Source organism: Croceicoccus hydrothermalis, assembly GCF_022378335.1.
In the GTDB taxonomy this organism is placed as follows: Bacteria; Pseudomonadota; Alphaproteobacteria; order Sphingomonadales; family Sphingomonadaceae; genus Croceicoccus; species Croceicoccus hydrothermalis.
In genome coordinates, this window is sequence record NZ_JAIQCI010000036.1 from 1 (window position 1) to 25,744 (window position 25,744).

36 protein-coding genes and 1 pseudogene are annotated in these 25,744 nt (G+C 61.7%); 35 read left to right on the forward strand and 2 right to left on the reverse strand.

Translation table 11 applies throughout. The features are described from left to right. Nucleotides 1-107 precede the first annotated feature (107 nt). The 35 genes and pseudogenes from K4G67_RS15020 to K4G67_RS15185 all read left to right on the forward strand — a co-directional run bounded on the left by K4G67_RS15020 (nt 108) and on the right by K4G67_RS15185 (nt 23,631). On the forward strand, nt 108-335 hold the full coding sequence (locus K4G67_RS15020; RefSeq protein ID WP_239807134.1) for a hypothetical protein: 228 nt from the start codon (nt 108-110) through the stop codon (nt 333-335). A gap of 664 nt (nt 336-999) precedes the next feature. Continuing rightward, on the forward strand, nt 1,000-1,371 hold the full coding sequence (gene rpsL / locus K4G67_RS15025) for a 30S ribosomal protein S12 (RefSeq protein WP_127611038.1): 372 nt from the start codon (nt 1,000-1,002) through the stop codon (nt 1,369-1,371). A gap of 63 nt (nt 1,372-1,434) precedes the next feature. Beyond that, nucleotides 1,435-1,905, forward strand: coding sequence for a 30S ribosomal protein S7 (rpsG, locus tag K4G67_RS15030; RefSeq protein ID WP_202083619.1), 471 nt, complete (start codon nt 1,435-1,437; stop codon nt 1,903-1,905). 138 nt (nt 1,906-2,043) lie between these two features. Beyond that, on the forward strand, nt 2,044-4,137 hold the full coding sequence (gene fusA, locus K4G67_RS15035; protein WP_239807135.1) for an elongation factor G: 2,094 nt from the start codon (nt 2,044-2,046) through the stop codon (nt 4,135-4,137). Between the two features lie 91 nt (nt 4,138-4,228). Next, the gene (gene tuf, locus K4G67_RS15040) at nt 4,229-5,419 is read left to right on the forward strand and encodes an elongation factor Tu (RefSeq protein WP_239807136.1); all 1,191 of its coding nucleotides are present in this window, start codon (nt 4,229-4,231) and stop codon (nt 5,417-5,419) included. Between the two features lie 175 nt (nt 5,420-5,594). Then, nucleotides 5,595-5,906, forward strand: a complete 312-nt coding sequence (gene rpsJ / locus K4G67_RS15045; RefSeq protein WP_202083623.1) for a 30S ribosomal protein S10 — start codon at nt 5,595-5,597, stop codon at nt 5,904-5,906. A 182-nt stretch (nt 5,907-6,088) separates the two neighbouring features. After that, complete coding sequence (gene rplC, locus K4G67_RS15050; RefSeq protein WP_239807137.1) at nt 6,089-6,955, forward strand: 50S ribosomal protein L3; 867 nt, start codon at nt 6,089-6,091, stop codon at nt 6,953-6,955. A gap of 2 nt (nt 6,956-6,957) precedes the next feature. Beyond that, nucleotides 6,958-7,584, forward strand: a complete 627-nt coding sequence (gene rplD / locus K4G67_RS15055) for a 50S ribosomal protein L4 (RefSeq protein ID WP_239807138.1) — start codon at nt 6,958-6,960, stop codon at nt 7,582-7,584. Continuing rightward, nucleotides 7,577-7,885 (forward strand): 50S ribosomal protein L23, encoded by a 309-nt coding sequence (locus K4G67_RS15060; protein ID WP_239807139.1) that lies wholly within the window; start codon nt 7,577-7,579, stop codon nt 7,883-7,885. The genes rplD and K4G67_RS15060 overlap by 8 nt, the downstream gene beginning before the upstream one ends. A 10-nt stretch (nt 7,886-7,895) precedes the next feature. Then, complete coding sequence (gene rplB / locus K4G67_RS15065; RefSeq protein WP_239807140.1) at nt 7,896-8,732, forward strand: 50S ribosomal protein L2; 837 nt, start codon at nt 7,896-7,898, stop codon at nt 8,730-8,732. A 3-nt stretch (nt 8,733-8,735) separates the two neighbouring features. Then, the gene (rpsS, locus tag K4G67_RS15070) at nt 8,736-9,011 is read left to right on the forward strand and encodes a 30S ribosomal protein S19 (protein ID WP_202083631.1); all 276 of its coding nucleotides are present in this window, start codon (nt 8,736-8,738) and stop codon (nt 9,009-9,011) included. Beyond that, nucleotides 9,011-9,391 carry a 50S ribosomal protein L22 gene (gene rplV, locus K4G67_RS15075; RefSeq protein WP_202083641.1) on the forward strand — a complete coding sequence of 127 codons (381 nt, stop codon included), beginning with the start codon at nt 9,011-9,013 and terminating at the stop codon, nt 9,389-9,391. Before rpsS ends, rplV begins: the two co-directional genes overlap by 1 nt. 1 nt (nt 9,392) lies before the next feature. Continuing rightward, a complete protein-coding gene (rpsC, locus tag K4G67_RS15080) occupies nt 9,393-10,088 on the forward strand; it encodes a 30S ribosomal protein S3 (RefSeq protein ID WP_239807141.1) in 696 nt (231 codons plus the stop codon). Between the two features lie 24 nt (nt 10,089-10,112). After that, nucleotides 10,113-10,547 carry a 50S ribosomal protein L16 gene (gene rplP, locus K4G67_RS15085; protein WP_202083645.1) on the forward strand — a complete coding sequence of 145 codons (435 nt, stop codon included), beginning with the start codon at nt 10,113-10,115 and terminating at the stop codon, nt 10,545-10,547. 14 nt (nt 10,548-10,561) lie between these two features. After that, nucleotides 10,562-10,771: a 50S ribosomal protein L29 gene (gene rpmC, locus K4G67_RS15090; RefSeq protein WP_202083647.1), complete on the forward strand. Its 210-nt coding sequence runs from the start codon at nt 10,562-10,564 to the stop codon at nt 10,769-10,771. A 10-nt stretch (nt 10,772-10,781) separates the two neighbouring features. Continuing rightward, entirely contained in the window at nt 10,782-11,063 is a 282-nt protein-coding gene (gene rpsQ, locus K4G67_RS15095) for a 30S ribosomal protein S17 (protein WP_239807142.1), read from the forward strand. Nucleotides 11,064-11,133: 70 nt separating this feature from the next. Continuing rightward, nucleotides 11,134-11,502 (forward strand): 50S ribosomal protein L14, encoded by a 369-nt coding sequence (rplN, locus tag K4G67_RS15100; protein ID WP_202083652.1) that lies wholly within the window; start codon nt 11,134-11,136, stop codon nt 11,500-11,502. Then, nucleotides 11,502-11,822, forward strand: coding sequence for a 50S ribosomal protein L24 (rplX, locus tag K4G67_RS15105; RefSeq protein WP_239807143.1), 321 nt, complete (start codon nt 11,502-11,504; stop codon nt 11,820-11,822). Before rplN ends, rplX begins: the two co-directional genes overlap by 1 nt. Further along, nucleotides 11,815-12,393 carry a 50S ribosomal protein L5 gene (rplE, locus tag K4G67_RS15110; RefSeq protein ID WP_239807144.1) on the forward strand — a complete coding sequence of 193 codons (579 nt, stop codon included), beginning with the start codon at nt 11,815-11,817 and terminating at the stop codon, nt 12,391-12,393. The genes rplX and rplE overlap by 8 nt, the downstream gene beginning before the upstream one ends. 27 nt (nt 12,394-12,420) lie before the next feature. Then, on the forward strand, nt 12,421-12,726 hold the full coding sequence (gene rpsN, locus K4G67_RS15115; protein WP_239807145.1) for a 30S ribosomal protein S14: 306 nt from the start codon (nt 12,421-12,423) through the stop codon (nt 12,724-12,726). A gap of 11 nt (nt 12,727-12,737) precedes the next feature. Next, nucleotides 12,738-13,133: a 30S ribosomal protein S8 gene (gene rpsH / locus K4G67_RS15120; RefSeq protein ID WP_202083661.1), complete on the forward strand. Its 396-nt coding sequence runs from the start codon at nt 12,738-12,740 to the stop codon at nt 13,131-13,133. Continuing rightward, the gene (gene rplF / locus K4G67_RS15125; protein ID WP_239807146.1) at nt 13,133-13,666 is read left to right on the forward strand and encodes a 50S ribosomal protein L6; all 534 of its coding nucleotides are present in this window, start codon (nt 13,133-13,135) and stop codon (nt 13,664-13,666) included. The genes rpsH and rplF overlap by 1 nt, the downstream gene beginning before the upstream one ends. Before the next feature lies 1 nt (nt 13,667). Then, nucleotides 13,668-14,012, forward strand: coding sequence for a 50S ribosomal protein L18 (rplR, locus tag K4G67_RS15130; RefSeq protein ID WP_239807147.1), 345 nt, complete (start codon nt 13,668-13,670; stop codon nt 14,010-14,012). 2 nt (nt 14,013-14,014) lie between these two features. Then, the gene (gene rpsE, locus K4G67_RS15135; RefSeq protein ID WP_420830049.1) at nt 14,015-14,797 is read left to right on the forward strand and encodes a 30S ribosomal protein S5; all 783 of its coding nucleotides are present in this window, start codon (nt 14,015-14,017) and stop codon (nt 14,795-14,797) included. 6 nt (nt 14,798-14,803) lie between these two features. Then, complete coding sequence (rpmD, locus tag K4G67_RS15140) at nt 14,804-14,983, forward strand: 50S ribosomal protein L30 (RefSeq protein WP_239807149.1); 180 nt, start codon at nt 14,804-14,806, stop codon at nt 14,981-14,983. Nucleotides 14,984-15,173: 190 nt separating this feature from the next. Next, a complete protein-coding gene (gene rplO / locus K4G67_RS15145) occupies nt 15,174-15,641 on the forward strand; it encodes a 50S ribosomal protein L15 (protein ID WP_239807150.1) in 468 nt (155 codons plus the stop codon). Between the two features lie 123 nt (nt 15,642-15,764). After that, entirely contained in the window at nt 15,765-17,129 is a 1,365-nt protein-coding gene (gene secY, locus K4G67_RS15150) for a preprotein translocase subunit SecY (protein WP_239807151.1), read from the forward strand. A gap of 33 nt (nt 17,130-17,162) precedes the next feature. Continuing rightward, nucleotides 17,163-17,807 carry an adenylate kinase gene (locus tag K4G67_RS15155; protein WP_239807152.1) on the forward strand — a complete coding sequence of 215 codons (645 nt, stop codon included), beginning with the start codon at nt 17,163-17,165 and terminating at the stop codon, nt 17,805-17,807. Nucleotides 17,808-18,053: 246 nt separating this feature from the next. Next, nucleotides 18,054-18,422 (forward strand): 30S ribosomal protein S13, encoded by a 369-nt coding sequence (gene rpsM, locus K4G67_RS15160; RefSeq protein ID WP_239807179.1) that lies wholly within the window; start codon nt 18,054-18,056, stop codon nt 18,420-18,422. A gap of 52 nt (nt 18,423-18,474) precedes the next feature. Beyond that, entirely contained in the window at nt 18,475-18,864 is a 390-nt protein-coding gene (gene rpsK / locus K4G67_RS15165) for a 30S ribosomal protein S11 (RefSeq protein ID WP_057884041.1), read from the forward strand. 114 nt (nt 18,865-18,978) lie between these two features. Continuing rightward, a complete protein-coding gene (locus tag K4G67_RS15170; protein ID WP_239807153.1) occupies nt 18,979-20,034 on the forward strand; it encodes a DNA-directed RNA polymerase subunit alpha in 1,056 nt (351 codons plus the stop codon). A 116-nt stretch (nt 20,035-20,150) separates the two neighbouring features. Then, complete coding sequence (gene rplQ / locus K4G67_RS15175) at nt 20,151-20,570, forward strand: 50S ribosomal protein L17 (protein WP_239807154.1); 420 nt, start codon at nt 20,151-20,153, stop codon at nt 20,568-20,570. A 255-nt stretch (nt 20,571-20,825) separates the two neighbouring features. Beyond that, a pseudogene (locus K4G67_RS17695) lies at nt 20,826-22,006 on the forward strand (prolyl oligopeptidase family protein); the annotation flags it as partial. A 294-nt stretch (nt 22,007-22,300) separates the two neighbouring features. Beyond that, nucleotides 22,301-22,915, forward strand: coding sequence for a prolyl oligopeptidase family serine peptidase (locus tag K4G67_RS17700; protein ID WP_338026447.1), 615 nt, complete (start codon nt 22,301-22,303; stop codon nt 22,913-22,915). Nucleotides 22,916-23,058: 143 nt separating this feature from the next. Further along, nucleotides 23,059-23,631, forward strand: a complete 573-nt coding sequence (locus K4G67_RS15185) for a hypothetical protein (RefSeq protein WP_239807155.1) — start codon at nt 23,059-23,061, stop codon at nt 23,629-23,631. A 50-nt stretch (nt 23,632-23,681) separates the two neighbouring features. Here K4G67_RS15185 and K4G67_RS15190 read toward each other — a convergent pair whose 3' ends face one another. Together K4G67_RS15190 and lpdA are read right to left on the reverse strand one after the other, a co-directional pair. Continuing rightward, nucleotides 23,682-24,296 (reverse strand): trimeric intracellular cation channel family protein, encoded by a 615-nt coding sequence (locus tag K4G67_RS15190; RefSeq protein WP_239807156.1) that lies wholly within the window; start codon nt 24,294-24,296, stop codon nt 23,682-23,684. A gap of 14 nt (nt 24,297-24,310) precedes the next feature. Continuing rightward, complete coding sequence (gene lpdA, locus K4G67_RS15195) at nt 24,311-25,714, reverse strand: dihydrolipoyl dehydrogenase (RefSeq protein WP_239807157.1); 1,404 nt, start codon at nt 25,712-25,714, stop codon at nt 24,311-24,313. Between the last annotated feature and the right edge of the window lie 30 nt (nt 25,715-25,744).

A 25,744-nucleotide genomic window follows, 5' to 3' on the forward strand; every position in this document is an offset into this window, starting at 1 on the left:
GACACCCAGTTCCTAATTCAGATCAGAGGCTTAGGCCACTCCCGCTAACCCTTTAGGACCGGTCCGGTGAATACGACGGGCTAAAACTTCTCGAGCAGGTAGCTGAATTGACTAAAGAAAATTCCCAATTGAAAGACCGATCAATAAATAATTCAGGAACAGAAATCGACCACTATCTTCAATCGGGAAGTGATCCGCTGAAAATTTTTGGAGAGTGGCGTTTGTTGAATGATGAGACTGAAACTTGGGCGGATCACACTTGGGAAATTAACTCCACATGGGATGATATTTTTAAACTCATTGGTCCTGCTTTAATCGGTGAAGCAAACGAGTGAGAGATCCGGAGTATTCTATCAAACTTGCAAACGGCCTCGAAGGTTGAAGGGCCTTATAGTTCATACCGCCCAGGGGGGTGTTACCCTGGAATGCTGGAACGAGGTTATCACGCAATTTCGGGCGCTAGATTTGATTAAGGAGGGTGAGCGACGACGCGCGGTCGCTGATCGCCAAACGTATTGGGGTATCACGCCGCGTGGCGACAAGCATTTGTTGACTTTGTTGGCTAAGCGAAAAGAAATTACGGATTGACCGCAATGGGATCGCCCTTGACCCCGCGGCCATTCTCCCCTAGGCGCGGCGCACGAAAGGTTGGATTCGTCCAACAGTCATAGAGCTGAACATTGCCGGTGAGGCGCGCACATGCGCGAATATCCGTCAAAGTAACCCTGCGGGCCATGCGTCGGGGTGGAGTGTTTTTCGGCTCACCGAACGGCGTCGGGCGGCGTATTTTATACACCGCCGTTTTCGCGCGTGACGTGAACCACCGAAACCAACATATCCGCATACCGCGCATGCCTTGCCATGCAGGCGAAGGATTGCGGCGTGTCGTCCCATTGGGGCAGCGCGCAACAGGAAGAAATTGCCCTTTCCCATCCGCCGAAACGCGCGGGGAAGGGCGGAACCGGCGGGAAACCTCCTGTCGGAAACAAGGAAGATACTATGCCGACGATCAATCAGCTGGTCCGCAAGGGCCGCGTGCCGCAAAAGGCGAAGTCCAAGGTTCCGGCGATGGAAGCCAACCCGCAGAAGCGCGGCGTTTGCACCCGTGTCTACACCACCACCCCGAAGAAGCCGAACTCCGCGCTTCGCAAGGTGGCCAAGGTGCGCCTGACCAATGGCCGCGAAGTCATCACCTACATCCCGGGCGAAGGCCACAACCTTCAGGAACACTCCGTCGTGCTGATCCGCGGCGGCCGTGTCCGCGACCTTCCCGGCGTGCGCTACCACGTGCTGCGCGGCGTTCTCGACACGCAGGGCGTGAAGGATCGCAAGCAGTCCCGTTCGAAATACGGCGCCAAGCGTCCGAAGTAAGCCGCGCGGGGTGCAGGCCGCATGCCCGCGCCCCCGGCTGCTCTTTTCAGGAGTTAATGTAACATGTCACGTCGTCGTCGCCCCGAAAAGCGCGTCATCCTGCCCGATCCCAAGTTCGGTGATCAGATCCTGTCGAAGTTCATGAACAATCTCATGTACGACGGTAAGAAGTCCACCGCCGAATCGATCGTCTATGGTGCGCTCGAAACCGTCGAGACCCGCGCCAAGACCGACCCGGTGCAATTGTTCCACGATGCGCTGAACAACATCATGCCGCAGATCGAGGTCCGCAGCCGCCGCGTCGGCGGTGCCACCTATCAGGTCCCGGTCGAGGTTCGCCCCGAGCGTGCGCAGGCGCTGGCCATTCGCTGGCTCATCACGGCGGCCCGCAACCGCCCCGAAACGACCATGGCTGCCCGCCTTTCGGGTGAGCTGATGGACGCGTCGAACAACCGCGGCAACGCGGTCAAGAAGCGCGAAGATACCCACCGCATGGCCGATGCCAACCGCGCGTTCAGCCATTACCGCTGGTAACATGCGCCGATGAGGCGAAACGGTGGATAGACATGGCGGATCGTCTCCGCCCTGTCTTCCGCCGGTCATATTTATAACTATATGGGGCAGGTCCGGCCACCGCAGGCCGTCCATCCCATAGCACCCGAGGAAACTCCCATGGCCCGCGAATATCCGCTGGAACGCTATCGCAATATCGGCATTATGGCGCATATTGACGCTGGCAAGACCACGACCACCGAACGCATTCTCTACTACACCGGCAAGTCCTACAAGATCGGCGAAGTCCACGACGGCGCCGCCACCATGGACTGGATGGAGCAGGAGCAGGAGCGCGGCATCACGATTACGTCCGCCGCAACGACGACCTTCTGGGCCGCCGAAGACGGCGCAGGTCCCAAGCACCGCATCAACATCATTGACACCCCCGGCCACGTGGACTTCACCATCGAAGTCGAACGTTCGCTGCGCGTGCTCGACGGTGCGGTCGCAGTATTCGACGGCGTTGCCGGCGTTGAGCCGCAGTCGGAAACCGTGTGGCGCCAGGCGGACAAGTACAAAGTTCCGCGGATGTGCTTCATCAATAAATTGGACCGCACCGGCGCCGACTTTTATTATTGCGTTAATTCCATCGTCGAACGTCTCGGTGCGACCCCGCTTGTTCTGTATCTCCCGATCGGTGCAGAGGCGGACTTGCAGGGTGTTGTCGATCTCGTGAACAATCGCGGCATCGTTTGGGAAAACGACGGTCTGGGCGCGACCTTCAACTATGTCGACATCCCGGCCGACCTCGCCGACAAGGCTGCCGAATATCGCGAGAAGCTCATCGAAACTGCCGTGGAGCAGGACGATGAGGTCATGGAAGCCTATCTCGAAGGGCAGGAGCCCGATGCCGCGACGCTCAAGCGTCTGATCCGCAAGGGTACGCTGGCGCAGGCATTCGTGCCCGTCATCTGCGGCTCGGCGTTCAAGAACAAGGGCGTGCAGCCTTTGCTCGACGCCGTCGTCGATTACATGCCCTCGCCGGTCGACGTGCCCGCCATTCGCGGAGTGCTCCCTGACAGCGACAAGGAAGAGACCCGTCCGTCGAGCGACGATGCGCCGTTCTCGGCCCTCGCGTTCAAGATCATGAACGATCCGTTCGTCGGCACGCTGACGTTCACACGCATCTACTCCGGTCAACTCGCCAAGGGTTCGGTCCTGAACTCGGTGAAGGACAAGAAGGAAAAGATCGGCCGCATGCTGCTGATGCATTCCAACAACCGCGAAGACATCGATGAGGCGTTTGCCGGCGATATCGTCGCGATTGCGGGCCTGAAGGAAACGACGACAGGCGACACGCTGTGCGCATCGTCCGCGCCGATCATCCTCGAGCGCATGGAATTCCCCGAGCCGGTCATCGAACTGTCGGTGGAACCCAAGACGAAGGCCGACCAGGAAAAGATGGGCGTCGCGCTCAATCGCCTCGCCGCCGAGGATCCCTCGTTCCGGGTGACCACCGATCACGAATCGGGTCAGACGATCATCAAGGGCATGGGCGAGCTTCACCTCGACATTCTCGTCGATCGCATGAAGCGCGAGTTCAAGGTCGAGGCGAACGTCTGCGCACCGCAGGTGGCGTATCGCGAGTCGCTCGCCAAGGAAGTCGAAGTCGACTACACCCACAAGAAGCAGTCGGGTGGCTCCGGTCAGTTCGGCCGCGTCAAGGTCGTCGTCACCCCCGGTGAACGCGGCCAGGGCGTTGTTTTCATCGACGAGATCAAGGGCGGCAATATTCCGCGCGAATATATCCCGTCCGTTGAAAAGGGTTTCCGCGAGCAGGCCGAAAGCGGCTATCTCGTCGGCTTCCCGATCATCGACTTCACGATCAAGCTGGTCGACGGCGCGTATCACGATGTCGACTCGTCCACCGTGGCGTTCGAAATCGCGGGTCGCGGCGCAATGCGCGACGTTGCGCAGAAGTCGGGCATCAAGCTGCTCGAGCCGATCATGAAGGTCGAGGTGATCACGCCCGAGGATTACCTCGGCGACGTCATCGGCGATCTCAATTCGCGGCGCGGTCAGATTCAGGGCACCGACACCCGCGGTATTGCGCAGGCGGTCGATGCCTTCGTGCCGCTGGCGAACATGTTCGGCTACGTCAACGAGCTTCGTTCCTTCACGCAGGGGCGTGCGCAGTACTCCATGCAGTTCTCGCACTATGACGAAGTTCCGGCAAATGTCGCAGCCGAGGTGAAGGAGAAGCTTGCCTAAGCGGCAGGTTCGGTTTAGGGGCGGCGCCTGATTCAGCGGGTGCCGTCCTTCCCGCAGTCAATTTAAATCAGACGAACAGAGGTTTTACATCATGGCGAAAGCTAAATTTGAGCGGAACAAGCCGCACTGCAACATCGGCACCATCGGTCACGTCGACCACGGCAAGACCACGCTGACCGCCGCGATCACCAAGGTGCTCGCCGAAACGTCGGGCGGCACGGCCGTCGATTTCGCAAATATCGACAAGGCGCCCGAAGAGCGCGAGCGCGGCATCACGATCTCGACCGCGCACGTCGAATACGAGACCGATGCGCGCCACTATGCGCACGTCGATTGCCCCGGCCACGCCGACTATGTGAAGAACATGATCACCGGCGCGGCGCAGATGGACGGCGCGATCCTGGTGGTGAACGCTGCTGACGGCCCGATGCCGCAGACCCGCGAGCACATCCTGCTCGCACGTCAGGTCGGCGTGCCGGCTCTGGTCGTGTTCATGAACAAGGTCGACCAGGTCGACGACGAAGAGCTGCTCGAGCTCGTCGAACTCGAAATCCGTGAGCTGCTGTCCAGCTACGATTTTCCGGGCGACGATATTCCGATCGTTGCCGGCTCGGCTCTCGCCGCCCTCGAAGGCCGCGACGACAACATCGGCAAGGAAAAGATTCTCGAGCTGATGAAGGCTGTCGACGACTACATCCCGCAGCCCGCTCGCCCGGTCGATCAGGCATTCCTGATGCCGGTCGAGGACGTCTTCTCGATCTCGGGTCGTGGTACGGTTGTGACCGGTCGCGTAGAAACCGGCATCGTGAAGGTTGGTGAGGAAGTCGAGATCGTCGGCCTCAAGGACACCACGAAGACCACCGTGACCGGCGTCGAAATGTTCCGCAAGCTGCTCGATCAGGGCGAAGCCGGCGACAACATTGGTGCTCTGGTTCGCGGTGTTGCCCGTGACGACGTCGAGCGCGGCCAGGTTCTCTGCAAGCCCGGCTCGATCACGCCGCACACCGAGTTCAACGCCGAAGTCTACGTCCTGTCGAAGGACGAGGGCGGTCGTCACACGCCGTTCTTCGCGAACTATCGTCCGCAGTTCTACTTCCGCACGACCGACGTCACCGGCGAAGTGATCCTTCCCGAGGGCACCGAAATGGTTATGCCGGGCGACAACGTGACCATCGCGGTCAAACTGATCGCGCCGATCGCGATGGACGAAGGCCTTCGCTTCGCAATCCGTGAAGGTGGCCGGACTGTCGGTTCGGGGGTTGTCAGCACGATCACGAAGTAATATACGCGCTCCATCGACCGGGTCGTAACAGATTCGGTCGACCGGAATTTTCGGAAGGGCCGCCCCTTCCCACGCCAGAAGCCTTCGGGATATGGCGATGGAGAGGTGGGGCGGTTCTTTCTTTGTTATGGAATGGCATTTGTCATTCTCGGCTCTTTCGCATCGGTAGTTGGAAATGGAAGCTCAGAATATTCGTATTCGCCTCAAGGCGTTCGATCATCGCGTTCTCGACCAGGCGACTGGCGAAATCGCAGAAACCGCGCGCCGCACCGGCGCACTCATTCGTGGCCCCATTCCGCTGCCGACGCGTATTGAGAAGTTTACCGTGAACCGCGGTCCGCACATCGACAAGAAGTCGCGGGAGCAGTTCGAGGTTCGCACCTACAAGCGTCTGCTCGATATCGTGCAGCCGAATGCCTCGACCGTCGATGCTTTGATGAAGCTAGACTTGGCCGCTGGTGTGAACGTGGAGATCAAGCTCGCTTGATTTTCCTGTCCTCGGGTAACCGAGGGCGAAGATTTCGGGATACCGCCGGGCAACCGCCCGGGCTGCGTCCCCCGTCTCGCTTCGTTCGTGAAGCACATCGGCCCGGACGGGGCGACGCATGACAAATTGGGCCGATCAAGCCTGCTGGATGGTCCGGCAGGCCTCTGTAAGGAGATTTGATCATGCGCACTGGCGTGATCGCCAAAAAGGTGGGGATGACCCGCCTTTTCCAAGAGGACGGCCGGCATGTACCGGTGACGGTCCTGGCGTTGGAAGATTGTCAGGTTGTTTCGCACCGCACCCTTGACCGCGACGGCTATGTCGCGGTGCAGCTCGGTGCCGGCGAAGCAAAACAGAAGAACGTTGCGAAGCCGCAGCGCGAGCATTTCGCGAAGGCCGAGGTTGGCCTCAAGATGAAGCTCGCCGAGTTCCGTCTCGAAGGCGAGGACGGCTTGCTGCCTGTTGGCGCATCGATTTCTGCGGAGCATTTCGTTGCCGGGCAGAAGGTCGACATCACCGGGCATACGCAGGGCAAGGGCTTTGCCGGTGCGATGAAGCGCTGGGGCTTCGGCGGTCTGCGCGCAACGCATGGCGTATCCATCTCGCACCGTTCGCACGGTTCGACGGGTAACCGTCAGGATCCGGGCCGCGTCTTCAAGAACAAGAAGATGGCCGGTCACATGGGCGATCGCCAGCGCACGCAGCAGAATCTCGAAATCGTGCGTACCGACGCAGACCGCGGCCTGCTCTTCGTCAAGGGTTCGGTGCCGGGTGCGAAGAATGGCTGGCTGATCGTGCAGGACGCGGTGAAGCTTCCGCTTCCCGAGGGCGTCCCGTTCCCCGGCGCGCTGCTCGAGAAGAAGAACACGCAGCCCGATCATCAGGAAGCCGATGCCGGCATGGTCGAGACGGCTGCAGAGCACGCTGTCGTCCCCGAGGTCGATGCCGAGCAGCAGGCAAAGCTGCTGAACGAGCAGGAAGCCGGCGCCGATACGCTGAGCAATGACACCACCGCCGGCACGTCCGACGGTGCAGCCAAGGAGTCCTGATCGTGAAGGTCAATGTTAAGACCCTCGAGGGCAAGGCCAATGGCGATGTCGAGCTGTCGGATGCCGTGTTCGGTGTTGAGCCGCGCGCCGACATCTTGCACCGCGTCGTTACCTGGCAGCTTGAAAATCGCCGCGGCACCGCCCGTCCCACGCGTGAGCGTTCCGACGTTGCGCGCACCGGCAAGAAGTACGGCAATCAGAAGGGCGGCGGTACCGCGCGTCACGGCGATCGCAAGGCACCGATCTTCATTGGCGGCGGCAAGGCTCACGGTGCGCGCAAGCGGGATTTCGATATCTCGCTTCCCAAGAAGATCCGTGCGCTCGGCCTGAAGATGGCGCTTTCTTCCAAGGCGCAGAACGACAATATCGTCGTTCTTGACAGCCTCGAGATGAAAGACGCCAAGACGAAGGTCCTGCTGTCGAATTTCGAGAAGCTGGGCTTTGGCCGCAAGGTGCTGGTCATCGATGGCGAGAGCGTCGACGAAGGCTTCCGCAAGGCATCGGGCAATCTGATCGGGGTGGACGTGCTCCCCGCGATCGGCGCCAATGTCTATGACATTCTGAACCACGACACGCTGGTGCTGACGAAGTCCGCTGTCGAAAAGCTGGAGGCGCGGTTCAATGGCTAAGCAGCAGGACATCGACGTGCGGCATTACGACGTGATCGTTGCGCCGCACATTACCGAGAAATCGACGCTGTTGTCGGAAAACAACGCCGTGGTCTTCAAGGTCGCCGATTCGTCGACGAAGCCCGAGATCAAGGCGGCCGTCGAGGCGCTGTTCGACGTCAAGGTCACGAATGTGAACACCGTCGTCCAGAAGGGTAAGACGAAGCGTTGGAAGGGCAAGCCCTACAAGCGCACCGACATGAAGAAGGCGATCGTGACGCTGGCCGAAGGCCAGTCCATCGACGTCACCAGCGGGATCTGAGGCGCGGAACATGGCACTCAAGAATTACAAACCGACGAGCCCGGCACGCCGCGGCCTCGTCCTCGTCGACAAGTCGGCGCTCTGGAAAGGTCGCCCAGTCAAGGGGCTGACCGAAGGCAAGCGCAAGACCGGCGGCCGTAACAACAAGGGGCATGTGACCTCGCGCGGTATCGCAGGCGGGCACAAGCAGAAGTACCGCTATATCGACTTCAAACGTCGCAAGTGGGACATGCCGGCTACGGTCGAGCGCCTTGAATATGACCCCAACCGCACGGCGTTCATCGCCCTCGTCAAGTACGAAGACGGCGAGCAGTCCTATATCCTCGCGCCGCAGCGTCTCGCCGTTGGCGACACGGTCGTCGCATCGGAGAAGGCGGATACGAAGCCCGGCAATGCCATGCTCTTGTCCACCATGCCGGTCGGCACCATCTGCCACAATCTGGAGATGAAGCCGGGCAAGGGCGGGCAGATCGCCCGTTCGGCAGGCACCTACGCCCAGGTCGTTGGGCGTGACCGCGGTCTCGTGATCGTTCGCCTGAATTCGGGTGAGCAGCGTTACCTGCGCGGCGATTGCATGGGTACGGTCGGGGCAGTTTCGAACCCCGACAATTCGAACCAGACTCTGGCGAAGGCCGGTCGCAAGCGCTGGATGGGTCGTCGCCCGCTGACGCGTGGTGTGGCCAAGAACCCGGTCGACCACCCGCACGGCGGTGGTGAAGGCCGGACCTCCGGCGGTCGTCATCCGGTGACCCCGTGGGGCAAGCCGACCAAGGGTGCTCGTACCCGCAAGAACAAGCAGACGGACAAGATGATTATCCGTTCTCGCCACGCGAAGAAGAAGAGGTAAGCCATGGCACGTTCCGTCTGGAAAGGCCCCTTCGTCGATCTTCACCTTCTCAAGAAGGCCGAGGCTGCGCAGGACGGCGCAACCCGGGGTGCGATCAAGACCTGGTCGCGTCGTTCGACGATCCTGCCGCAGTTCGTCGGCCTGACGTTCAGCGTCTATAACGGCCACAAGTTTATTCCCGTGTCCGTCAGTGAGGACATGGTTGGGCACAAGCTCGGTGAATTCGCGCCCACGCGCAGCTTCCCGGGTCACGCCGCTGACAAGAAGGGCAAGCGCTGATGGGCAAGCAATCCGCTCCCCGCCGCGTAGGCGACAACGAGGCTCTCGCCGTGGGCACGACCATTCGTGGTTCCGCGCAGAAGCTGAATCTCGTTGCCGGCCTGATCCGCGGCAAGAAGGCCGAGGATGCGTTGAACATCCTCTCCTTTTCGAACAAGGCGATGGCGCGCGACGCGCAGAAGGTTCTCGCATCGGCCATCGCCAATGCCGAGAACAATCACAATCTTGACGTCGACGCTCTCGTTGTCGCCGAGGCCAGCGTCGGCAAGTCGATCACCATGAAGCGTTTCCACACGCGCGGTCGGGGCAAGAGCACCCGCATCCTGAAGCCGTTCAGCCGGCTGCGCATTGTGGTTCGCGAGCAGGAAGAAGAGGCGTAAGATGGGTCAGAAAAGCAATCCGATCGGCCTGCGCCTGCAGATCAACCGCACCTGGGACAGCCGGTGGTACGCCGAAGGCGGCGATTACCGTCAGCTGCTCAAGGAAGACATCGAGATCCGCAAGTATATCGTCGATACGCTGCCACAGGCCGCCATTTCGAAGGTCGTGATCGAGCGTCCGGCAAAGCTTTGCCGCATCTCGATCTATGCTGCCCGCCCCGGTGTCATCATCGGCAAGAAGGGCGCGGACATCGAAAAGCTGCGCGCGAAGCTGTCGAAGATGACGTCGAGCGAGGTCAAGCTGAACATCGTCGAGATCCGCAAGCCGGAAATCGATGCCAAGCTCGTCGCGCAGGGCATTGCCGATCAGCTGGTTCGCCGTGTGGCCTTCCGTCGTGCGATGAAGCGCGCGGTGCAGTCCGCGCTGCGCCTTGGTGCCGAGGGCATCAAGATCACGTGTGGCGGCCGTCTCGGCGGTGCCGAGATCGCCCGCGTCGAATGGTATCGCGAAGGTCGTGTTCCGCTGCACACGCTGCGCGCGAACGTCGATTACGCCGATGCCGAGGCGCTGACCGCCTATGGCATCATCGGTATCAAGTGCTGGATCTTCAAAGGCGAGATCCTCGGCCACGACCCGATGGCGCAGGACCGCCTGATGATGGAAGCCCAGACTTCCGGCGTCCGTCCGGCACGCTGAGAGCTTGGGAGCTGAGTAGATAACATGCTGCAACCGAAAAAGACCAAGTTCCGCAAGGCGTTCAAGGGCAAGATCCATGGCACGGCCAAGGGTGGCACCACGCTGAACTTCGGGTCCTATGGCCTGAAGGCGATGGAACCCGAGCGGATCACCGCGCGCCAGATCGAGGCGGCTCGCCGTGCGATCACGCGCCACATCAAGCGTCAGGGGCGTCTGTGGATCCGCGTGTTCCCGGACGTTCCGGTTTCGAAGAAGCCTGCCGAAGTCCGTCAGGGTAAGGGCAAGGGTTCGGTCGAATACTGGGCCGCTCGGGTGAAGCCCGGCCGTATTCTGTTCGAGCTGGACGGCGTTGCCGGTCCGCTCGCGGCCGAAGCGTTCGAACGCGCCGCAATGAAGCTGCCGATCAAGACCAAGGTCGTTGCTCGCCTCGGCGACAGCTCCCACCTTGGTGGCGAATAAAGGAAGTCGAGAAAATGGCAAAGATTGAAGATCTTCGCGGGAAGACCGACGACCAGCTTTCGTCCGATCTCGCTGAGCTGAAGCGCGAGGCATTCAACCTCCGTTTCCAGGCTGCAACCAACCAGATCGAGCGTCCGGCGCGGATCAAGGAAGTTCGCCGCGACATCGCCCGCATCAAGACGCTTCAGACCGAACGGACCCGTTCGGCCGAAGCGCAGGCTTGAGGAAACACCGATGCCCAAACGTATTCTGACCGGCACCGTGGTGTCCGACAAGACAGACAAGACCGTCGTGGTGAATGTCGAGCGCAAGGTGAAGCACCCCCTTTACGGGAAGATCATCCGCCGTTCGAAGAAATATCATGCACACGACGAAGAGAACGCCTACAAGCCCGGCGAAGTCGTGCGGATCGAAGAGACGAAGCCCATGTCCAAGCTGAAGACGTGGCGTGTCATCGACCGGATCGTCGCCGGCAAGGGTGAGGCCGTCGAGGCGGATCTCTCCGAAAACGCCTGAGGCGTTAGACAAGTTTGTGGAACTGCCGGACATATCGTTCCGGCAAGCCAATTGAGAAGGAACCGGATCCATGATCCAGATGCAATCCAACTTGGATGTCGCTGACAACAGCGGCGCCAAGCGCGTCCAGTGCATCAAGGTGCTGGGCGGCTCGAAGCGGCGCACCGCGAGCGTTGGCGACGTGATCGTCGTCTCCGTGAAGGAAGCGCAGCCGCGTGCCAAGGTGAAGAAGGGCGACGTGCACCGTGCCGTGATCGTCCGCACCCGCAAGGATGTGCGCCGCCCGGACGGCAGCGTCATTCGTTTCGACGGCAATGCCGCCGTGCTGGTGAACAAGAACGAAGAGCCGATCGGCACGCGTATCTTTGGCCCCGTCGTGCGCGAACTGCGCGGACGCGGTTTCATGAAGATCGTCAGCCTGGCTCCGGAGGTGCTGTAATGGCTTCTGCAAAGATCAAGAAGGGTGACAGCGTCGTTGTCCTGTCTGGTAAGGACAAGGGGCTGACCGGCACTGTGCTGCAGGTCATGCCGAAGGATGGCAAGGTGCTCGTGGACGGCGTGAACGTCGCCACCCGTCACCGCAAGCCGACGCAGGCGAACCCGCAGGGCGGCATCGACCGCAACCCTGCGCCGATGGCGATCTCCAAGGTTGCCGTCGCCGACCCGAAGGATGGCAAGCCCACCCGCGTCCGCTTTGAAGAGCAGGACGGCAAGAAGGTGCGTGTCGCCGTCAAGTCCGGAGAGAAGATCGATGGCTGATTATACCCCCCGTTTCCGCGCCAAGTACGATGACGAAATCGTTAAGGCGATGACCGAGAAGTTCGGCTACAGGAACGGCTTCGAGGTTCCGCGGATCGAGAAGATCACGCTCAACATGGGCGTCGGCGAGGCGAGCCAGGACAAGAAGAAGGTCCAGACCGCCGCAGCCGAAATGGAGCTGATTGCCGGGCAGAAGCCGGTCATCACCAAGGCAAAGAAGTCGATCGCACAGTTCAAGCTGCGCGAAGACATGCCGATCGGTTGCAAGGTCACCCTGCGCCGCGAACGCATGTACGAATTTCTCGACCGGCTGGTCACCATTGCCATGCCGCGTATCCGCGACTTTCGCGGACTGAACCCGAAGAGCTTCGACGGGCGCGGCAATTACGCGATGGGCATCAAGGAGCAGATCATCTTCCCCGAGATCAGCTACGACCAGATCGAAACGGTGCGTGGGATGGACATCATCGTCACCACCACTGCCAAGACCGACGAGGAAGCGCACGAGCTGCTGCGCCTGTTCGGTTTCCCGTTCCCTGCCGATGAGCAGGACAAGAAGGAGGCGGCGTGAGCCGCCCCGGAAAGAGAGCTTAAGTCCATGGCGAAACTGAGTTCCATCAACAAGAACGAGCGTCGCAAGAAGCTCGCTCTGAAATATGCTGCGAAATACGCGAAGCTCAAGGCTATCGCGGACGACGAATCGCTCGAGGAATCCGAGCGTTGGGTCGCGCGGCTTCAGATGGCCGAAATCCCGCGCAACGGTAATCCGACGCGCATCCGCAACCGCTGTACGACCACCGGTCGCCCGCGTGGTTATTACCGCAAGTTCGGTCTCAACCGTATCGAACTGCGCGATCTTGCCAACAAGGGCATGATCCCGGGCGTAACCAAGTCGAGCTGGTGAGGATCTGAACGATGGCAATGACCGATCCCCTGGGTGACATGCTCACCCGTATCCGCAACGGCCAGCAGGCGAAGAAGGATTCCGTCCTTTCGCCGGCGTCCAAGCTGCGCGCGAATGTCCTGTCGGTTCTGGAGCGCGAAGGCTACATCCGTGGCTATAGCGAAGACGAAACCGGCAAGCACAAGGCGCTGCGGATCGAACTGAAATATTTCGAAGGCGAACCTGCGATCAAGCATGTCGCCCGCGTGTCCAAGCCGGGCCGCCGCATCTACTCGGGCAGCAAGGAGCTTCCCAGCGTGCGTGGCGGTCTTGGCATCACCATCGTCTCGACGCCGCGTGGCGTGCTTTCGGATGCCGAAGCGCGCAACGAGAACGTCGGCGGCGAAGTGCTTGCGGAGGTGTTCTGATGAGCCGCATCGGTAAACGTGCCGTCCCCATGCCCAGCAATGTCGAGGCGAAGATCGCCGACGACGTGCTGACGGTGAAGGGGCCGAAGGGCACGCTGACCCTCGGACTGGCCGACAACATTTCCTACGAAGTGCGTGATGGCGAGATCTCCGTGCAGCCTGCCAATGATTCCAAGGAAGCACGCGCTTTCTGGGGTATGCAGCGCACGCTCGTTTCGAACCTCGTCGAGGGTGTGACCGAGGGTTACACCAAGGTCCTCGAAATCAATGGCGTCGGCTATCGTGCGCAGGCTTCGGGTCGCAAGCTCAAGCTGCAGCTCGGCTTCAGCCACGACGTCGATCTCGATGTGCCTGAGGGTGTTGAGGTCAAGACGCCGGATCAGACCACGGTCGAGATCAGCGGCATCGACAAGCAGGCCGTCGGCCAGTTCGCCGCCGAGATCCGCCGCTGGCGCAAGCCCGAACCCTATAAGGGCAAAGGCATCAAGTATCGCGGCGAGTATGTCTTCCGCAAGGAAGGGAAGAAGAAGTAAGATGGCAAAGCTTTCCCTTTTCGAACGTCGCCGCCGCCGGGTCCGTACCGCGCTGCGCGAGCGTGGCAATGGCCGCCCGCGTCTCTCGGTGCACCGCACCGGGCGTCATATCTATGCCCAGGTTATCGACGATGCGCAGGGTCGGACCCTGGCCGCGGCATCGACGCTGAACGGCAAGACCACCGGCGCCACCGCGGATGCCGCCGCTCAGGTGGGCAAGGATATTGCCGCCGCCGCCAAGAAGGCGGGCGTGACGTCCGTTGTGTTCGACCGTGGCGGTTTCCTTTTCCATGGCCGCGTCAAGGCGCTGGCCGACGCCGCACGCGAGGGCGGGCTGGAGTTCTGATGATGGCTGACGAAAACAACAACGAAGCGACGCAGGTCGACAACGCGGGCACCACGCCCACGCCGACGACGGCAAGCACCGAAGCGGCCGACAATCAGTCGTCCGCCGCCGGTGATCCCTCGCAGCCGCGCGAACAGCGCGGTCGCGGCGGACGCAACGATCGTGGCGGCAACGAGCGTGGCGGTGGCCGCGGTCGTGGGCGCGGCGGGCGTGACGATCGCCGTGGCGGTCGCGGCAACAATGACGATGGCGAGGAACTGATCGAAAAGCTCGTTCACATCAACCGGGTTTCCAAGACGGTAAAGGGCGGCAAGCGCTTCGGCTTTGCGGCGCTGGTCGTGGTCGGCGACGGCAAGGGCCGGGTCGGGTTCGGCAAGGGCAAGGCCCGCGAAGTTCCCGAGGCGATCAACAAGGCCACCGCCGCCGCGAAGAAGACGATGGTCCGCGTTCCCCTAAAGGAAGGCCGCACCCTTCACCATGACGGCAAGGGCCGTTTCGGTGCGGGCAAGGTCAATGTCCGCACGGCTCCGGCCGGTACGGGCATCATCGCGGGCGGTCCAATGCGCGCCGTGTTCGAGAGCCTGGGCGTTGCCGACGTCGTGACCAAGTCGGTCGGCACGTCCAATCCCTACAACATGATCCGTGCGACGTTCTCGGCACTGGCGAACCAGTCGTCGCCGAAGTCCGTGGCGCAGCGTCGTGGCAAGAAGGTCGCCGACCTGCTGGGCCGCGGTGGATCGACCGAGGCCGAGGCAGAAGCCGAAGCCGCGGCAGTCGTGGAGTAAGCGATCATGGCCAACACCATCAAGATTAAGCAGACCGGTTCGCCGATCCGCCGCCCCGAATCGCAGCAGAAGATCCTTGTCGGCCTGGGGCTGGGCAAGATGCACCGCGTAGTCGAGCGTCAGGACACGCCCGAGGTTCGCGGCGCGATCGCGAAGATCCCGCACCTGGTGCAGATCATCGATTGATCGACACCGGACGTGACGATTGAAAGGCCGGGCAACTGCTGCCCGGCCTTTTTCGTGAAGACGACAATACCGCGGGGACAATCCTTCGGCGCGGGGGGTGACATTTCCCTGCGCTATGGCTAAGGCGCCCACTTCCGACGGTTCCTTCCGGGACCGAAAGCGCGAATCAAAGCGAAAGCGAGTGCAGATTATGAAATTGAATGAAATTCGTGACAACGATGGTGCCCGCAAATCCCGCATGAGGGTGGGCCGTGGTATCGGCTCCGGCAAGGGCAAGACCAGCGGTCGCGGTCAGAAGGGTCAGAAGAGCCGTTCGGGCGTCGCCGTCAAGGGCTTTGAGGGCGGTCAGATGCCGCTCCACATGCGTTTGCCGAAGCGCGGCTTCAACAACCCGTTCGGCAAGGATTATGCCGAGGTGAACCTTGGCATGATCCAGAAGTTCATCGACGCCGGCAAGCTCGATGCGAGCGGCGTGATCGATCACGCCGCACTGAAGGCCGCCGGTCTCGCGCGCGGCGGCAAGGACGGTGTCCGCCTTCTCGCCAAGGGTGAGATGACGACGAAGGCGCAGTTCAAGGTCGCCGGTGCGTCGAAGGGCGCGCGTGAAGCGGTCGAGAAGCTGGGCGGCTCGGTCGAGACGCCCGCGGCGGCCGAGTAAGGTCTTGCAACCGGCCCGGGCGGAAACGTTCCGGGCCGGTTCGTTCGTCCGTCGATATCGGCTATCTTTCAGGTGCCGCGACGCAGGAACATTCTTTCGCCCCAACAAGGCATTTGAACGATCATGGCATCACGAGCCGACAATCTTGCAAGCAATCTGAGCCTCGCCAATTTTTCAAAGGCGACGGAGCTGAAGAACCGGATCTGGTTCACGATCGGCGCGCTGATCGTGTTCCGTTTCCTGAGTTTCGTTCCGCTTCCCGGGGTTAACCCGCTGATCCTTCAGGATCTCTACGCACAGACGCGCGGCGGTGTGCTCGATCTGTTCAACACGTTTTCGGGCGGTAGCCTCGAGCGCATGAGCCTCATCGCGCTCGGCGTCATGCCTTACATCACGGCATCCATTGTGGTGCAGCTCGCCGCGTCGCTTCACCCTGCGCTGGCCGCGCTCAAGAAAGAGGGCGAGAGCGGGCGGAAAAAGCTCAACCAGTATACCCGCTACGGCACCGTCGGGCTGACAGCGGTGCAGGGCTATTTCCTTGCGGTCGGCCTTGAAAGCTACGCCGCTGCGAGCGGTTTGCAGGCCGTCGTCGATCCTGGCCTCATGTTCCGCATCGGTGCGGTCATCAGCCTTATCGGCGGTACGATGTTCCTGCTGTGGCTAGGTGAACAGATCACGTCGCGCGGCATTGGCAACGGCGTTTCGCTGATCATCATGGCGGGCATCATCGCGCAGTTCCCGACGATCACCGCACAGCTTTTCGAAGGCGGCCGTTCCGGGTCCATCTCGCCGTTCCTGATAGTGGCGCTTATCGTCGTGATCGTCGGACTGGTGCTGTTCATCTGTTTCATGGAGCGCGCGAACCGGCGTTTGCTCATCCAATATCCGAAGCGTGCGGGGCAGCGCGGCATGATGCAGGCGGATCGCAGCCATCTGCCGCTCAAGCTCAACACCGCCGGCGTCATACCTCCGATCTTTGCGAGTTCGCTGCTGCTGCTGCCGCTTACAATCACGCAGTTCGCCGGCAGTTCGGTCACGCCCGACAGCACGATGGGCGGGATTTTGGTGACGCTGAACCAATATCTGCAACATGGTGCGCCGCTGTACATGCTGCTCTATGCGGCGGGGATCATCTTCTTCACCTTCTTCTATACCGCGGTCGTGTTCAATCCAGAAGAAACGGCGGAAAACCTGAAGAAGAACGGCGGCTTCATTCCGGGGATCCGTCCGGGGCGGAACACGGCGAACTATCTCGATTACGTGCTTACACGCATCACGGTCATTGGCGCGGCCTATCTGACGCTGGTCTGTGTCCTGCCGGAATATGTGATTGCGCAAACGGGCTTGCCTTTCTTCCTTGGTGGCACCAGCCTGTTGATCGTGGTCAACGTCACTGTCGATACGATCGCGCAGATTCAAAGCCATCTGCTTGCGCATCAATACGGCGATCTCATAAAGAAGGCGAAGCTGAAAGGCCGCCTGCGATAGCCGGCTCAGCCGGACGGTTTGGGGAAACCTCGCATGAACATCATCCTTCTCGGCCCTCCCGGAGCGGGCAAAGGCACCCAGTCCCAGCGGCTCGTCGATCGGCATGGCATGCGCCAGCTTTCGACCGGCGACATGCTTCGCGCCGCGGTGAAGGCGAAGACGCCGATCGGGCAGCGGGCGAAAGCGGTGATGGATGCAGGTGAACTCGTTTCGGATGAGATCGTGTCTGCGCTGATTTCGGCCGAACTCGAAGCGATGGACGAGGGCACGGGCGCGATTTTCGACGGCTATCCCCGCACAGCGGTGCAGGCCGCCGCGCTGGATGAAATCCTGGCCAAACACGGCCGCGAGCTCGATCATGTCATCGAACTCGAGGTCGACGAAGACGCGCTCGTCGAACGGATCGTCGGGCGGTTTTCCTGCGCCAATTGCGGCAAGGGCTATCACGATATCTTCGAACGGCCGAAGGTCGAAGGCATCTGCGACGCCTGCGGTTCGACCGAGTTCAAGCGCCGGCCCGACGACAATGAGGAAACCGTGCGCACGCGCATGGCGGAATATCGCGCCAAAACCGCGCCCATCCTTCCCATCTATGATGAACGGGGGATCGTGTCGCGCGTGGACGGTATGGCCGATATCGAGGCTGTGACCGATCGGATCGAAGCCATTCTTTCCTGAGCGCTGCGCGTCATGGCGCGGGCCTGGTCACCATGTCGGAGCGCCGGGCGTTGACAGTCCCTGCGAATCTGCGTAAGCGCGCCCTTCGCTCGCTATGAATTCGGATTTGTCCGCTTTCCCGTATCGCCGGGGTTGCCGGCTATCCGGTGTTCGTGCGGGCATCAACGCTATGAGATGGGGAGTCGCCGCACTGCCTTCGGTAATAACCGAAGGGTCGGCAACGGCCCTGTGGAGCAGGAGAAAAAAGTGGCTCGTATTGCCGGGGTGAACATCCCCACCAACAAGCGCCTGATTATCGCGCTGACCTATATTCACGGTATCGGCCCGCAGTCCGCCAAGGACATCGCCGACAAGCTCGATATCGATCACACCCGCCGGGTTCAGGATCTGACCGACCAGGAAGTCGTGCAGATTCGCGAAACGATCGACAGCGACTACACGGTCGAGGGCGATCTTCGCCGTGAAACCGCAATGAACATCAAGCGCCTGATGGATCTGGCCTGCTATCGCGGTCTTCGCCATCGTAGGGGCCTTCCCGTTCGCGGCCAGCGTACGCATACCAATGCACGCACCCGCAAGGGCAAGGCAAAGCCGATTGCCGGCAAGAAGAAGTAAGCGGGCGTAGGCCCAGCTTTCCCTTCCCAGTTCTACGACAGGAATTTCCATTATGGCACGCGAACCCCAGCGCATTAAGCGGCGCGAGCGCAAGAATATCTCCAGCGGCGTCGCGCATGTGAACGCCAGCTTCAACAACACCATGATCACCATCACCGACGCGCAGGGCAATGCGATCAGCTGGTCCTCGGCCGGCATGATGGGCTTCAAGGGCAGCCGCAAGTCGACGCCCTATGCCGCGCAGGTTGCCGCCGACGATGCCGGCAAGAAGGCGGCGGAGCATGGCGTCCGCACGCTCGAGGTCGAGGTCAAGGGCCCCGGTTCCGGCCGTGAAAGCGCGCTGCGCGCACTGCAGGCGGTGGGTTTCACCATCACCTCCATCCGCGACGTGACCCCCATCCCGCACAATGGCGTGCGCCCGTCCAAGCGCCGCCGCGTCTGATCCGAACGCGCGAGGGCGAGCCGGAAGGATCCCCGGCCCGTCCTTCGGATCATCTGCCTGGCGGCCGTCATCCGGATGGCGCCGCAATTCATGTTAAAACCCTAGGGGAAGTCCATGTCCGTCAATAACAAGAACTGGCAGGAACTGAAAAAGCCCAACAGCCTCGAAATCAAGAGCGGTGGCGATGCCAAGCGTCGCGCGACCTTCGTCGCCGAACCGCTGGAACGCGGCTTTGGCCTGACGCTCGGCAATGCGCTGCGCCGTGTGCTTTTGTCGTCGCTGCAAGGCGCGGCGATCACGTCGATCAAGATCGACAACGTCCTTCACGAATTCTCGTCTCTCGCCGGCGTGCGCGAGGACATCACCGACATCGTGCTCAACATCAAGCAGGTCGCACTGAAGATGGAAGGCGAGGGCGCGAAGCGTCTCAACCTGTCCGTCACCGGCCCTGCCGAAGTGAAGGCGGGCGATATTGCCGTGACCGGTGATATTGAGGTGATGAACAAGGATCTCATCATCTGCCACCTCGACGAGGGTGCGACGCTGAACATGGAACTGACTGCCGAGAGCGGGAAGGGCTATGTTCCCGCGGCGCAGAACCGCCCGGCCGATGCGCCGATCGGCCTCATTCCGGTCGACGCGCTCTATTCGCCGGTGCGCCAGGTGTCCTACAAGGTCGAGAACGCCCGCGTCGGGCAGGAGCTCGACTATGACAAGCTCAATCTGACGGTTGAGACCGACGGAACGGTCACGCCCGAGGACGCCGTGGCCTATGCCGCGCGCATTCTTCAGGATCAGCTGACGCTGTTCGTGCATTTCGAGGATGGCATTCCGCAGGGCGTGCAGCAGACCGCCGGCGTCGCCGCGCAGCCGGAGGAATCCGACGCCAACCAACTCAACCGCTACCTGCTCAAGAAAGTCGACGAGCTCGAGCTGTCGGTGCGTTCGGCCAATTGCCTCAAGAACGACAACATCATCTACATCGGCGACCTGGTGCAGAAGACGGAAGCGGAAATGCTCCGCACGCCGAATTTCGGCCGCAAGTCGCTGAACGAGATCAAGGAAGTGCTGTCCAGCATGGGCCTGCGTCTCGGTATGGATATTCCGGGCTGGCCGCCTGAGAATATCGAGGAAATGGCGAAGAAGCTGGAGCAGGAACTGCTCGGCTGATCGCAATCGCGTCCCGGTCCGGTCCGGTCCGGGGCGCCACGGGTTAGAAGGCTGCCCGTATGACAGCCTGTACCGGGGTACCTTGTACGGCCCCCTTACGAACCAGGAAGAACGAAATGCGTCATAAAATCTCCGGCCGTAAGCTGCAGCGCAAGACGGGCCACCGCAAGGCCCTCCTGCGCAACATGGCCGCCGCGCTCATCAAGCATGAGCAGATCAAGACCACCACGCCCAAGGCGCGCGAACTGCGTCCCTATATCGAAAAGCTGATCACGCTGGCGAAGAAGGGCGGCCTGTCCAATCGCCGGCTCGCGCAGGCGCGTCTCATGGACGATGCGCAGCTGGTGAAGCTGTTCGATACGCTGGCAACCCGCTACGCCGATCGCGAGGGCGGTTACACGCGCATCGTGAAGGCCGGCTTCCGCGCGTCGGATGCGGCACCGATCGCGATTATCGAACTCGTCGACCGCGATGTCGATGCCAAGGGTCAGGATTCCGGCCCGGTGCAGACCGAAGACGAATTCGAGGACGCCTGATCGCGTCACGAAACGCACGACCGGAGGCGCCGCGGAACATCGTTTCCGCGGCGCCTTTTTCATGGGCTTCATTCTCGTTTCATCTGAAATCTTGTATTCGCGACACAGATTGCGCATCTGAAGCGCAGTACAGATCGAAGAGGGAATGATTGCATGATTTCAGGCAAACGCATGGCCGGCCTGCTCGGTGCCGTATCGCTTGCCGCGATCGCGGTGCTGCCGTCGCAGGTGTCGGCTCAGGGAGCGCCCTCCGCTATGAAAACCGATGAACCTGCCCGCCCCGACTACCCCGAAACGAAGCGGGGCGATGTGAGCGAGACATTCTTCGGCGAACAGGTCGCCGATCCTTATCGCTGGCTCGAGGTGGATGTGCGCAACGACGCCGAGGTGGCCGATTGGGTCGCGCGGCAGAGCGCCTACGCCGATGATTATCTCAAGCAATTGCCCGAGCGTGCGTTCTTCGAAAAGAAGCTTTCGCAATTGCTCGACTACGAACGGTTCGGCACGCCGGTCAAGGCGGGCGATGCGCTCCTCTACGAACATAATACCGGGCTTCAGAATCAGAACGTGCTGATGATCGCGGACGCCGACGCGGAGTCGATCGACGGGAACGCGCGCGTCCTGCTCGACCCCAACGCGTGGTCGGACGATGGCACGACCGCGCTCGCCGGATGGAAGGCGTCGAAGAGCGGCAGTTCCTGGCCTATCTGGTTCAGGAGGGGGGCAGCGACTGGCGCACGATCCGTTTCGTCGATACCGCCACGGGCGAACCGCTCGACGACAGCATCGAATTGGCCAAATTCACGGGGCTTACCTGGCTTGGCGACGATGCCATCCTCTATTCACGCTTTCCCGAACCCGAGGCAGGACAGGATTTCCAGGCGCTGAATTACAATCAGGCGGTGTATTATCACAAGATCGGTACGCCGCAGTCGGAAGACCGTTTGGTCTATGCGACCCCCGACATGCCCAAGCTGGGCCATGTGGCCAGCACGACGAGCGATGGCCGCTGGGTCGTGATTAACAGCAACGAAGGCACCGATCCGACGTCCCGCGTCCACCTTATCCCGGTCGGGCGTGGCGACTGGACGCCGATGACGCTGATCGGGGAGGCCGAGGCGCAGTGGGATCTGATCGACGGGATCGGCGACCGGCTGTGGTTCGTGTCGAGCAAGGGCGCGCCGCTCAAAAAGATCACGATGGTCGATCTGTCGGGTGACGCGCCGCAATTCACTGACGTGGTCGCCGAGGCGGAACAGAACCTAGAAGGTGCGGCGATCGTGGGCGACCGCATCGTGGCGAGCTATCTCGTCGATGCGGCTTCACAATTGCGGCGCTATACGCTGGATGGCGATAATGCGGGAACCGTGGAACTGGCCGGGATCGGGTCCGTCGGCGGGATCAGCGGCGAGCCGGGCGACGACGATGCCTGGTTCGGTTTCTCGTCCTTCACGACGCCCGGCACGATCATGAAGCTTGATCCCGATACCGGGGTGACCCGCGAATTCGCCACGGTCGACCTGGCCTTCGATCCCGGTAATTACAGTGTGGAGCAGGTGTTCTACCCCTCCAGGGACGGGACCGAGATCCCGATGTTCATCGTCAAGCGCAAGGACGTGACCGGACCCGCGCCGACGATGCTTTACGGCTATGGCGGGTTCAACATCTCGCTGACCCCGTCCTATAGCGCCACGCGCATGGCGTGGCTTCAGGGGGGCGGCGTTTATGCGATGGCGAACCTGCGTGGCGGCGGGGAATATGGCGATGCGTGGCACGATGCCGGGCGGCGCGCGAACAAGCAGAACGTGTTCGACGATTTCATCGCAGCGGGTGAATGGCTTAAGGCGAACGGTGTCGCGGGTAAGAACCAGCTCGCGATCGAGGGGCGGTCGAATGGCGGTCTCCTGATGGGGGCCGTCACGAATCAGCGTCCCGACCTGTTCGACGCGGTCCATGCCGCTGTCGGGGTGATGGACATGCTGCGCTTCGATCGCTGGACCGCCGGGCGGTACTGGGTCGACGATTACGGCTATCCGGATCGCGAGGCGGACTGGCGCGTTCTGCGCAGCTATTCGCCGTATCACAATATCCGCTCCGGCACCGACTATCCTGCCATCCTCACCACTACGGCCGACACCGACGACCGCGTGGTTCCGGGGCACAGTTTCAAATATGTCGCCGCGCTTCAGAATGCCGAACTCGGCGAACGGCCCCGTATCATTCGCATCGAAACCAATGCCGGGCACGGCAGCGGCAAACCTGTCGCGAAGATCATCGAGGAGTTTTCGGACATCATGGGCTTCCTCGCCCACTGGACCGGTTTCACGCCGAGCGAGAATCGATAGGATTCAGGATAAACCCCGCGAATATGAACAAATCCTATCCGCGGGGTTCAGTGAGGACACATTGAAACGGGTGTAGAACGGTTCCCGACGGGCAACCCTGCCCTCGACCCTTGCCAAAGGAAGGAACCGCCATGCCCCCTGTAATGAAAACGCCCATGATGAAGGCGGTTGTCGGGACTGCCGCCGCCGCAACCATGATGGCGGGCAGCATCACTCCCGCATTTGCCGATCGGCGTGATCGCGGTATCGACACAGGCGACATTATCGCAGGGGCCCTGATCCTTGGCGGGATTGCGGCCATCGCAACCTCCGGCGGGCGCAATGACCGCTACCGCGACCGTTACGACGATCGTTATGACCGGCGTTACGATCGCCGTTACGACAATCGCGATGGCTATTACAGGGGCGGTTCGGCGCGCGATGCCGTCGAACGTTGCATCCGCACGGCCGAGCGCGAAGCCTATCGCCGAGGCTTTCGCCGCGTGGACGTGACCGACGTTCGCGATGTCGACCGCCGCCGTGACGGATATCGGGTAAAGGGGCGTATCGCGGTCGACACCGGCTATCGCGGGGGGCGTTATGGCAATGGCTGGGGCGGCGATTATCGCGGCTATCGCAACGACATGCGTGGCTGGGATTCGGGCCGCTTCGAATGCCGGACCGATCGTGGGCGCGTGAATTACCTCGATTTCGATAATATTCGCGGACTGCGTTGATCCGCATTGCGCCCGGTCGGTCTTGTTCCGTCCGGGCGCTTTTTGCCGCGTCAATCGTCGCGAGAATAGGCCGGAAGTTCGATTCGCCAGATGAGCGCCGCGCCGCGAAGGGCGAAACCGGCAAGTGCCGAGATGCTCCACACGGCCCCCTGTGGCAAGCCCGTCATCGTCAACAATGCGCAGCCCGACGCCGCCAGCGCCGCCGCCGTGACGTAAAGCTCCGGCCGCATCAGGATCGACGGCACGCCGGCCAGAACGTCGCGGATGATCCCGCCGACACACCCCGATACCACGCCCAGCACGATTGCCGGCAATAGCGCCACCTCATAGGCAAGCGCCTTTGCCGTGCCTAGCACCGCAAAGGCGGCAAGCCCGGCGGCATCGGCCCATTCCAATAGACGGCCCTCCCACCATCGCGACGGCGTGAACCATGCGACCAGCGCGACGGCGAACACCACCGGTGCGACCTGTCCCGACCGGATCCAGAACGCCGGCACATCGATGAGCAGATCGCGCACGGTCCCTCCGCCGACCCCCGTGACCAGCGCAAAGAAACACACCGTCACGAAGCTTTGCCGCAATCGCGCGGCGAGCAGTGCGCCGGTCAGCGCAAAGACCGCCGTGCCCGCAAGGTCGAGCAGCGGCGGCAGGGCGGGGCCGTCCATGGGGCGCGGCCCGATCAGATGTGGATGGGTTTGCCGCGCACGGCCATGGCCGCTTCCTTGATCGCCTCCGAATGGGTCGGATGCGCATGGCAGGTATAGGCGATGTCCTCGCTCGTCGCGCCGAATTCCATGGCCTGCGCGATCTGTGCGATCATCGTGCCGGCGAGCGACGCGATGCACCATGCGCCCAGCACACGATCGTTCTTCGCATCGGCGATGACCTTCACGAAACCCTCGGGTTCGCGGTTGGTCTTCGCGCGGCTGTTCGCCATCATCGGGAAATTGCCGACCTTGACCTCGTGGCCGTCTGCCTTCGCCTCGGCCTCGGTCATGCCTACGCCTGCGATCTCCGGCATGGTATAAACGACATTGGGAATGATCGCGTGATTGACGATGCCCTGCTCGCCGGCGATGTTTTCGGCCACGGCGATACCCTCGTCCTCGGCCTTGTGGGCGAGCATGGGGCCGGGGATCACGTCGCCGATCGCCCACACGCTGTCGACCTTGGTGCGGAAATCGTGATCGGGCACGATCTGGCCGCGTTCGTTCGGCTCTAGACCGATCGCATCGAGGTTCAGCCCGTCCGTATTCGGCCGGCGCCCGATCGCGACAAGCACGCAATCCGCCTCGATCGTCTCGGCATCGCCGCCGTTGGCGGGCTCCATGGTCAACGTGGCGGTCTTGCCCTTGACCTCGACGCCGGTGACCTTGGTATTGAGCTTGAGCTCCATGCCCTGCTTCTTGAAGATCTTGCCCGCTTCCTTGCGGATATCCTCGTCCATGCCGGGCAGCAGCTTGTCCAGATATTCGATGACCGTGACCTTCGCACCGAGCCTGCGCCATACGCTGCCGAGCTCCAGACCGATGACCCCGCCGCCGATGACGACCATGTTCTCCGGCACGCGGTCGAGCGCGAGACCGCCCGTGCTGTCGACGATGATGCCGCCCTCATTGTCGATGTCCACACCGGGAAGCGGGGTTACGGACGAGCCGGTGGCAATGACGATGTTCTTGGCCGAATGCTGCTCCTCGCCCACCTGCACGGTGTGCTTGTCGACGAAGCTGCCACGCCCCTTGAGCCAGGTGACCTTGTTCTTCTTGAACAGGAACGCGATCCCGCCGGTCAGCTCCTTGACCGCGGTTTCCTTTTCGCCCTGCATCGCCGGCAGGTCGAGCGTGACATTGTCCGCCATGACGCCGAACTTCGCCATGGTGCCGCCATGCGCTTCCTCGAACAGCTCCGAGCCGTGCAGCAACGCCTTGGACGGAATGCACCCGACATTGAGGCAGGTCCCGCCCAGCGTCTCGCGGCTTTCGACGCAGGCGGTTTTCAGCCCGAGCTGCGCTGCGCGGATCGCGGCGACATATCCGCCGGGGCCGGAGCCGATCACGATAACGTCAAAGTCGAATTCAGCCATGTTCCATCTCGTTCATCTTGTCGGGCCAGT

What these genes read in the sequence shown, in the direction of transcription:
- rpsL (WP_127611038.1), top strand. Translation starts at nt 1,000, where the DNA reads ATGCCGACGATCAATCAGCTGGTCCGCAAGGGCCGCGTGCCGCAAAAG.
- rpsG (WP_202083619.1), top strand. Translation starts at nt 1,435, where the DNA reads ATGTCACGTCGTCGTCGCCCCGAAAAGCGCGTCATCCTGCCCGATCCC.
- fusA (WP_239807135.1), top strand. Translation starts at nt 2,044, where the DNA reads ATGGCCCGCGAATATCCGCTGGAACGCTATCGCAATATCGGCATTATG.
- tuf (WP_239807136.1), top strand. Translation starts at nt 4,229, where the DNA reads ATGGCGAAAGCTAAATTTGAGCGGAACAAGCCGCACTGCAACATCGGC.
- rpsJ (WP_202083623.1), top strand. Translation starts at nt 5,595, where the DNA reads ATGGAAGCTCAGAATATTCGTATTCGCCTCAAGGCGTTCGATCATCGC.
- rplC (WP_239807137.1), top strand. Translation starts at nt 6,089, where the DNA reads ATGCGCACTGGCGTGATCGCCAAAAAGGTGGGGATGACCCGCCTTTTC.
- K4G67_RS15060 (WP_239807139.1), top strand. Translation starts at nt 7,577, where the DNA reads ATGGCTAAGCAGCAGGACATCGACGTGCGGCATTACGACGTGATCGTT.
- rplB (WP_239807140.1), top strand. Translation starts at nt 7,896, where the DNA reads ATGGCACTCAAGAATTACAAACCGACGAGCCCGGCACGCCGCGGCCTC.
- rpsS (WP_202083631.1), top strand. Translation starts at nt 8,736, where the DNA reads ATGGCACGTTCCGTCTGGAAAGGCCCCTTCGTCGATCTTCACCTTCTC.
- rplV (WP_202083641.1), top strand. Translation starts at nt 9,011, where the DNA reads ATGGGCAAGCAATCCGCTCCCCGCCGCGTAGGCGACAACGAGGCTCTC.
- rpsC (WP_239807141.1), top strand. Translation starts at nt 9,393, where the DNA reads ATGGGTCAGAAAAGCAATCCGATCGGCCTGCGCCTGCAGATCAACCGC.
- rplP (WP_202083645.1), top strand. Translation starts at nt 10,113, where the DNA reads ATGCTGCAACCGAAAAAGACCAAGTTCCGCAAGGCGTTCAAGGGCAAG.
- rpmC (WP_202083647.1), top strand. Translation starts at nt 10,562, where the DNA reads ATGGCAAAGATTGAAGATCTTCGCGGGAAGACCGACGACCAGCTTTCG.
- rpsQ (WP_239807142.1), top strand. Translation starts at nt 10,782, where the DNA reads ATGCCCAAACGTATTCTGACCGGCACCGTGGTGTCCGACAAGACAGAC.
- rplN (WP_202083652.1), top strand. Translation starts at nt 11,134, where the DNA reads ATGATCCAGATGCAATCCAACTTGGATGTCGCTGACAACAGCGGCGCC.
- rplX (WP_239807143.1), top strand. Translation starts at nt 11,502, where the DNA reads ATGGCTTCTGCAAAGATCAAGAAGGGTGACAGCGTCGTTGTCCTGTCT.
- rplE (WP_239807144.1), top strand. Translation starts at nt 11,815, where the DNA reads ATGGCTGATTATACCCCCCGTTTCCGCGCCAAGTACGATGACGAAATC.
- rpsN (WP_239807145.1), top strand. Translation starts at nt 12,421, where the DNA reads ATGGCGAAACTGAGTTCCATCAACAAGAACGAGCGTCGCAAGAAGCTC.
- rpsH (WP_202083661.1), top strand. Translation starts at nt 12,738, where the DNA reads ATGGCAATGACCGATCCCCTGGGTGACATGCTCACCCGTATCCGCAAC.
- rplF (WP_239807146.1), top strand. Translation starts at nt 13,133, where the DNA reads ATGAGCCGCATCGGTAAACGTGCCGTCCCCATGCCCAGCAATGTCGAG.
- rplR (WP_239807147.1), top strand. Translation starts at nt 13,668, where the DNA reads ATGGCAAAGCTTTCCCTTTTCGAACGTCGCCGCCGCCGGGTCCGTACC.
- rpsE (WP_420830049.1), top strand. Translation starts at nt 14,015, where the DNA reads ATGGCTGACGAAAACAACAACGAAGCGACGCAGGTCGACAACGCGGGC.
- rpmD (WP_239807149.1), top strand. Translation starts at nt 14,804, where the DNA reads ATGGCCAACACCATCAAGATTAAGCAGACCGGTTCGCCGATCCGCCGC.
- rplO (WP_239807150.1), top strand. Translation starts at nt 15,174, where the DNA reads ATGAAATTGAATGAAATTCGTGACAACGATGGTGCCCGCAAATCCCGC.
- secY (WP_239807151.1), top strand. Translation starts at nt 15,765, where the DNA reads ATGGCATCACGAGCCGACAATCTTGCAAGCAATCTGAGCCTCGCCAAT.
- K4G67_RS15155 (WP_239807152.1), top strand. Translation starts at nt 17,163, where the DNA reads ATGAACATCATCCTTCTCGGCCCTCCCGGAGCGGGCAAAGGCACCCAG.
- rpsK (WP_057884041.1), top strand. Translation starts at nt 18,475, where the DNA reads ATGGCACGCGAACCCCAGCGCATTAAGCGGCGCGAGCGCAAGAATATC.
- K4G67_RS15170 (WP_239807153.1), top strand. Translation starts at nt 18,979, where the DNA reads ATGTCCGTCAATAACAAGAACTGGCAGGAACTGAAAAAGCCCAACAGC.
- rplQ (WP_239807154.1), top strand. Translation starts at nt 20,151, where the DNA reads ATGCGTCATAAAATCTCCGGCCGTAAGCTGCAGCGCAAGACGGGCCAC.
- K4G67_RS17700 (WP_338026447.1), top strand. Translation starts at nt 22,301, where the DNA reads ATGGCGAACCTGCGTGGCGGCGGGGAATATGGCGATGCGTGGCACGAT.
- K4G67_RS15185 (WP_239807155.1), top strand. Translation starts at nt 23,059, where the DNA reads ATGAAAACGCCCATGATGAAGGCGGTTGTCGGGACTGCCGCCGCCGCA.
- K4G67_RS15190 (WP_239807156.1), bottom strand. Translation starts at nt 24,296, where the DNA reads ATGGACGGCCCCGCCCTGCCGCCGCTGCTCGACCTTGCGGGCACGGCG.
- lpdA (WP_239807157.1), bottom strand. Translation starts at nt 25,714, where the DNA reads ATGGCTGAATTCGACTTTGACGTTATCGTGATCGGCTCCGGCCCCGGC.